6 protein-coding genes are annotated in these 6233 nt (G+C 44.1%); 3 read left to right on the top strand and 3 right to left on the bottom strand.

The window, feature by feature from the left end; all coding sequences use genetic code 11:
* A partial coding sequence (locus HYU97_12370) for a type II toxin-antitoxin system VapC family toxin (protein MBI2337545.1) occupies positions 1–124 on the top strand: 124 nt, incomplete at its 5' end.
* Between the two features lie 50 nt (positions 125–174).
* On the opposite strand, the gene HYU97_12365 is transcribed toward HYU97_12370, so the two are convergent.
* Together HYU97_12365 and HYU97_12360 are read right to left on the bottom strand one after the other, a co-directional pair.
* On the bottom strand, positions 175–1116 hold the full coding sequence (locus tag HYU97_12365) for a 50S ribosomal protein L11 methyltransferase (protein ID MBI2337544.1): 942 nt from the start codon (positions 1114–1116) through the stop codon (positions 175–177).
* 76 nt (positions 1117–1192) lie between these two features.
* A complete protein-coding gene (locus tag HYU97_12360; GenBank protein MBI2337543.1) occupies positions 1193–2992 on the bottom strand; it encodes a thrombospondin type 3 repeat-containing protein in 1800 nt (599 codons plus the stop codon).
* Positions 2993–3160: 168 nt separating this feature from the next.
* Here HYU97_12360 and HYU97_12355 point away from each other — a divergent pair, with 168 nt between their 5' ends.
* A complete protein-coding gene (locus HYU97_12355; GenBank protein MBI2337542.1) occupies positions 3161–5107 on the top strand; it encodes a hypothetical protein in 1947 nt (648 codons plus the stop codon).
* Between the two features lie 72 nt (positions 5108–5179).
* On the opposite strand, the gene HYU97_12350 is transcribed toward HYU97_12355, so the two are convergent.
* Entirely contained in the window at positions 5180–5728 is a 549-nt protein-coding gene (locus HYU97_12350) for a DUF4091 domain-containing protein (GenBank protein ID MBI2337541.1), read from the bottom strand.
* A 204-nt stretch (positions 5729–5932) separates the two neighbouring features.
* Between HYU97_12350 and HYU97_12345 the strand changes: the two genes are divergently transcribed.
* Positions 5933–6163 (top strand): type II toxin-antitoxin system Phd/YefM family antitoxin, encoded by a 231-nt coding sequence (locus HYU97_12345; protein MBI2337540.1) that lies wholly within the window; start codon positions 5933–5935, stop codon positions 6161–6163.
* The last annotated feature ends 70 nt before the right edge of the window (positions 6164–6233 follow it).

The raw sequence follows: 6233 nt of genomic DNA, 5'->3' as shown, positions 1-6233 counted from the left end.
CCTACGGGCTGGCGACGCCATTATCGCTGCAACCGCCATTGAAAATGGGCTCACGCTCACCAGCAGCAATATAAAACATTACCGAGCCATCAAAGATCTTAAATTAAAAGTTTTTAGGCCTTAAACACCACCTTTACTCAAATCGTAAATCCAATCAGACTTGATTGAACCCTATCAATCCAATTCATATCCATAAGTGATCATATTATCTGGGCCTGGAGGAATGCGGTCGGGATCGCTGGTGAAGAAGAATTTTAAAAGCTTACCCGGAGCAACGGGTTCGGAGACTTTTAAAGGTAAAAAAGCTTGTTTCCAGTGGGTGGGTGCTTCTGTCGGGGCGGTAGAAAAAGTATGATGACCAAATAATTGCGTTTCGAACCAGCCGGCAAAACCGGACAAGGTGCCAGGTCTTTCGATATTAAAATCTGCTTGGCAATTTAAAGATGGATTGGAATTTTCTAAAAGGTTAATTTGGGCAAGGCATTGGGGTTTGGATAAAAAATATTCGGGGGGAATTGACTCCGCACGAACATCCATGGGGGTGTCGATTTCATCAAGAAGAAAATGAAGATTCGAAACGGAAGATTCCTCCCCGGATCGAGTCCGGGGCAGGCTTGGCTCGGAATGACATTGGATACTTTTAAATCGAGCTAATGTTTTAGTCCAGGGGGTAAAATCGACTGGTACGGCATAAAGCGAAAATTGTTCGGGAATGATTTTGCCACCTTTTTTGAGAAAGCGTTTTTTAGCGTCGAGTAAGGTGGGTAAAATATTTTCGTCGATGGCTAGGCTACCTAAAATTTCTGACACGATGACATCGGCTTTTTCAGGGAGCCTCACCTGCCCCGATAATTTTTTAATAAACGTAATTTGCTTTAAAAAATGATTTTGTTCAGCAAATTTTCTCGCTAATTGAAGGGTTGAGGCGTCGGCCTCAATGGCGTAAACTTTCTTAGCGCCTGCCTTGAGAGCTAGGAACGATAAGATTCCTAACCCACAACCAATATCTACCACTACATCACCTGGCTTAACCACCTGGGCAATCGCTCGCCCATAGGCTTGCATGCGAATTTCGTCGTTGAGCATGATCGAATGGTGATATAAAAGATCGGGCATTGCATAGCCATACCATTGCTGGATCCCGGGTCAAGCCCGGGATGACATTAAAATCCACCCCATGGCAAACCCCGGATCAGAAATCCCGTCGCTTTGTTAAAAGCATCACGATCGGCAAAACCATAAAGCCAATGAGCGAAAAAATATCGCCCCCACTGTTCATGAAAGTTAGGTTACACCCACCACCACCCGTTGAGGGCTCATTCGATGGCAAGGGGTTGTCACCAGGATTAACCGAGGGCGATGGCTCAGGAAAACTCGGAGGATTTGTGGTTGGAAGTGGCGTTGTAGGCGTTGGGCCCTCGGTTGGTTCTGGTTGACCCGTTGGAGTGGGTTGACCGGTTGGTGTGGGTTTGTCGGTTGGTTTAGGTTTATTTGTTGGTTTTGGTTTTTCATCTTGGTCGCAAGCATCGCCTATTCCATCACCATCGGTATCTTTTTGGTTGGCATTGGGTGCCTCGGGGCAATTGTCGTCTCCATCAGGGACCTTGTCGCTATCCATATCAAAGGGGATAAAGGGAATTCCCTCAAAAATATTTCCGTAATTTTTCCCAGCCTCCTTAACAATACTTTCAACACTTGTTGTTCCAACTTCCGCAGTAATAAGCGATGGTTTTGTAACCTTGAAGGCATTGGAATAGGTTGAGGTGCTACCCGTGGCAAAGCTCGTTAAGGCAAAGGTTAAGAATGTCTGATTCTTTTCCCAAAATATATCTTGATGAGCAATTTCAATTGCTAAACTACCATCGTTACTAAGGTCTTGGGCAGAAAAGTCGATGTCTTTGATCCAATCACTGGCTTGAGTTGGCAAACCATCGGTCAGGGGGTTCGACATGGCTCGATACACATGGATACTCCCGCCATCTTTACCATCGGCCTGAGCAATTTTTAAATGAAGCGTGGTTTTTGAAAAAGACTTTTCATATCCCACAAGATAGGGAGGCCACATCCCCCCGTTGGCCTTGGGTTCTAATTCGATGCCAGCCCCACCCTTGCCACCCGCATTTTTATAGGCTACAACTTTTAGAAATTGATTGTGGTCGCCATCTTTTCCAACATGAATCCCTGCCCAGGTATTTTCAAAGATAGCAGCAGAATCGATGACATGATCACTAGAATCAATCTCTATTCCAAAATAATTATTCCAAGAAATAATGGGTGGCACAATATTGGGCGAAGAAGGCATGATTTGGGTATATTTTGAATCTGATGCCAATAGAACACCGCCCCCTTGATTCTTGCTGCTCACAATATCAATGAGCTTATTCCAATGACCATTGACAAAAAAACCAACCCCGCCATTGCCAATGCTAGAAACTCGTTCCATTGTAATATCATCCGCATGGCTGCAAATCCCTGAATTAGGAAAATTTTTGACAATAAACGAACCGAGGAGAGTGGTGCCATCTGAACTGCTATCTTGAATAAAGTTATCTGGTTGGTAGTTAGGATTATTACCGATATATAAACCACATTTTACGGGGTATTGATCGGCGTTGATCTCTGAACCATCGAGGATAACAAGATGACCCTCGGCGACTTCAATGATCAACCTCTCCCCATTATGAACGGTAAGCCCAGGCAGTGGTTCAGTAGGTTTAATGGTACCCGATTGGTTGAAAATAATTTTACGGATAGGAAACCCATTTTTATCTTTGGGTTCAAGACACATCTTGCTAAAACTATTTCCCTTAAGTTCTGGGCTCCCTGCTAGGGTTACAATTTCTAATAAATCGCGGAAGGAATATTTTTTTTGCCCAACTCCAGGATTGTTTTCAGGATTATCCGTAAAATTAGACACATAGCACGGTGTTGCAACCGCCAAGGAAGATATAAAAAATAAGGGGAAAATAAAAAAGAATCGTAAACCGGCCATGGGACACTCCATAAGCCCAACCGGCCCTGACCTATTGTATTGAAGTTATCGCGGGTTGAAGTAGTTAGTTGCTAATGAAGGAAAAATCTTCCTAGACACAACTTCTCAATCAGCACGTCGATAAGGGTTCATACAGGGTAGGCTTACTCAATCATTAGGGGGAAAGCTATGGGAGTCTACTTTGTTGTCAAAACAGGGGAAACCTATGAAATTTGCCAAGATCCTACACAACAGGGCATAAGTTGTGGTGGCACAACCATTCGTCACACCTTAAGTGACGCCAATCAAGACAAGCAACCTGATCAAATTAAGATCCTCATCAATTCTCAAGAACACAGCCACGCACTACCCACCGATGGCACAGACCTATTTATTTCTATTGACCCTAATTTATCGGATACCACCACAATAGACCAAACAGCAGTCAATCAACTCATCGCTCGCTCCCAACCTCGGGAAGTTCGATTTTTTGCAGGGGCGGGGGCCTATCTTACTTATCTGCAAAACCTGCCGCCTTTTGCTCCGAATCAAACCCCTATCAACATCTCTAATCCAACACTTCCAACAGTTGATTGTTCTCAATACACTACGGTAGACGAAATCAGAAACTGCCTAGCTCAACCCCCTCAAGAAATTCCCCCCAAGGATCAGCCCTCGGCTTCTCTCAATGAGGCTTCACTTCCTGAGCTTGCTCCCATTCCCATTTCTATTGGTGCTCTCTTTGATTTAGATGGGGCCGCTATACATCGCTTAGGGCCTACTTTAAGTGCTTCTCTTTTGTTAAAGCAAGATGGTGGCGATTTGATAGGCTTTTCAATCTCACCTGGGGTTCAATATCAACTCGTAATATTGGATTGGCTTAAATATAGTCTTGCTCTTTCCATAGGTGGTGGGCAATTGGAGGGAGAGGGTTTATTCCAAGCTAGTTTTAATCCCATTACGATAGCACTGTGCCCAATTGAAGAAGTTTGCTTTGATGTGAGCCCTGCCCGTTTAAATGTTTCAGCCGATCCTGATAATTATGGGGTTGCTCTGCAAGCTGGTGCAGGCCTTACGTTTAATTTAGGTTCAACGCCAACCTCACAAGCACCTTCTTTAGAACAACTTCGTGCCGAGACTCTCTTAAGTTTAAATGATGAAACTCAAGACTACGGTAGACTTATCGAACAGTTTGAAAACTCCGTTATTCAAAAACTGATTGATTTAGAGGGCACGAAGTTAACGATAGAGAATATTAACCAGTTAAATGATGATGGTAAGAATTTGATTGCCAGGATCCACCAAAGCGAAAACCGCGTAGCGGCCTTTCAGCAACAACTCAATCAAGACCCCGCACCTAGCAAGGTTGATGAATTAGAGAATCGTTTGGCTGGAAACGTCTCGGCGACCACAAAGCGTTTGGCCAAAATACCTGTGCCTGCCGTTGTTTCTTCTCCACCGCCGGCTTTGCCAGCTGAACCTGTTGCAGCAGCCTCACCACCACCTGCACCCCCACCACCAGATATTTCCCAAGCAATGGCATCTCTTACCCAACGACTAATAAAAAGAGATGGAGAATTGCGGGGCATCTTATTTCCCGTGGTGCATCGCCCCCCAGCACCAACAAACTTAACGGTCATTCGTAAACTAACCGGCAAGCCTCAATTATTATCAGGCACACCTTTTGGTAAAACTAGAAAGCACGGTGATTTGAAGCTGGGTGAAAATGCCATTAGTTTTTGGACTCATTTAAGTGATCCAAAATATATTAGACCAAATGAGCTTTCTGCTAAAATGCAGGCCTTGTCTCGTAACCTTAAACAATATATTCCCGATGCCAAAGAGATCATTTTTATCGTGCACAATGTAAGCGATGAAAATGATACCGAGGCAGACTTGCAAAGAATGAGTAAAAAAGATGTAGAAAAGTTGAAAAAGGCTTGGCGGTCGACTGCTGAAGGTATTCACGCCCAGTTTGTTCCTGTAAGCAAAAAAGGGTTAGAAACTATTAAGGAAACTAATCTAACAGGTAATACCCAACATGGCAGTGGTATTCGCAGAGCCGTACAAATTATAGTGGTACGAGGAGACGGCTCTCATATCTTGGCAAACGACATCATTGCAAAAGCTCAATAGAAGATTGCCACCCCGGGTCTCAGCCAGAGGCTGATCAGCCTCCGGCTGAAAGCCCGGGATGACATGATAACATTAAAATCCAACCCCACCTTGCTCGATGATATCGGCTAATTGTTTACGGGTTTGCTCCCACACGTTGGGGTCGTTATTCCAACCCATGTCGGTGCGCACCCAAGTGGGGTCGCTGATCATGTTCACACCATACTCCCACAAGACTTTAGGAATAAGATTCGCCACAATTTGTGCTACTTGCGCAGGATCAACCTGAGCCGCCATGGTCAAGTAATCATAGTCTTGCACGCCTCGGCGCCAATGTTTGAGACGTAAACTAGCAATCGGCCCGTCCATCCCATACGAATCTTGGGGATACAGCACATCGGTCCCAGGATAAAACAGCACTCCATCACCGTTGGTATAATTCCAGCCGGTCTCACCTATGACAGAATCTACCCGATCAAAGGTGCCAAAGGTCTTGGCTTGGCTAAACACATTGGTTTGCTGGCCACTGGCCTGAAAATCAAAATAATAGGCAGTTTCCCACACAAACCAACCCGAGGCCTGTTTCTTAAACTGGGCCCAACTGCGCTGCCTAAAAGCAACACCATCATCTTCGATCGCCATAGAACCGCTTGCCGGTCGCTTGCCATTGTAAAGCCAATATTCTTTGTTAGGATCCTGTATGTAAGACGGTATTGTATGGAAGAGGGGTCAAGTCTTGACATGAGACAGGGTTAGGAAGTTGTTAGACAAAATGTATAAATTCGATTCATCCATTGACATTTTTAAAAATGTCTACTAGTACTAGACATATTTTAAGAGGTGATTATGGATGCTTCGATTATTGATCTTCGTTATAAAACAACTCAAATCCTTGAGGCTCTTAAAAAGCGAGAAAAAGTTAATGTTTTATACCATGGCAAAATTAGGGGTGTTATCGTGCCCATTACTCCCACCGCAGAATGCAAAGTAGAAGAACATGATTTTTTCGGAATGTTGAAAAAAGAGAAAAAGTCAGTCAAGGAAGTGATGCATCAATTACGCAAAGGTCGATTTTAAATGATCTTTGACACTGACATTTTTATTTGGGCACAGCGAGGAAATACTAAAGCCGCAAAACTTATTAATG

The sequence above is a fragment of the Deltaproteobacteria bacterium genome, assembly GCA_016183235.1.
Classification (GTDB): Bacteria; UBA10199; UBA10199; order DSSB01; family JACPFA01; genus JACPFA01.
Note: the sequence above shows the minus strand (reverse complement) of the source record. Positions and strands in the feature narration are given on the sequence as shown.

Excerpts from the sequence above, each read along its gene's own strand:
- HYU97_12350 (MBI2337541.1), bottom strand. The coding sequence starts at position 5,728 with ATGGCGATCGAAGATGATGGTGTTGCTTTTAGGCAGCGCAGTTGGGCC.
- HYU97_12365 (MBI2337544.1), bottom strand. The coding sequence starts at position 1,116 with ATGCCCGATCTTTTATATCACCATTCGATCATGCTCAACGACGAAATT.
- HYU97_12360 (MBI2337543.1), bottom strand. The coding sequence starts at position 2,992 with ATGGCCGGTTTACGATTCTTTTTTATTTTCCCCTTATTTTTTATATCT.
- HYU97_12355 (MBI2337542.1), top strand. The coding sequence starts at position 3,161 with ATGGGAGTCTACTTTGTTGTCAAAACAGGGGAAACCTATGAAATTTGC.
- HYU97_12345 (MBI2337540.1), top strand. The coding sequence starts at position 5,933 with ATGGATGCTTCGATTATTGATCTTCGTTATAAAACAACTCAAATCCTT.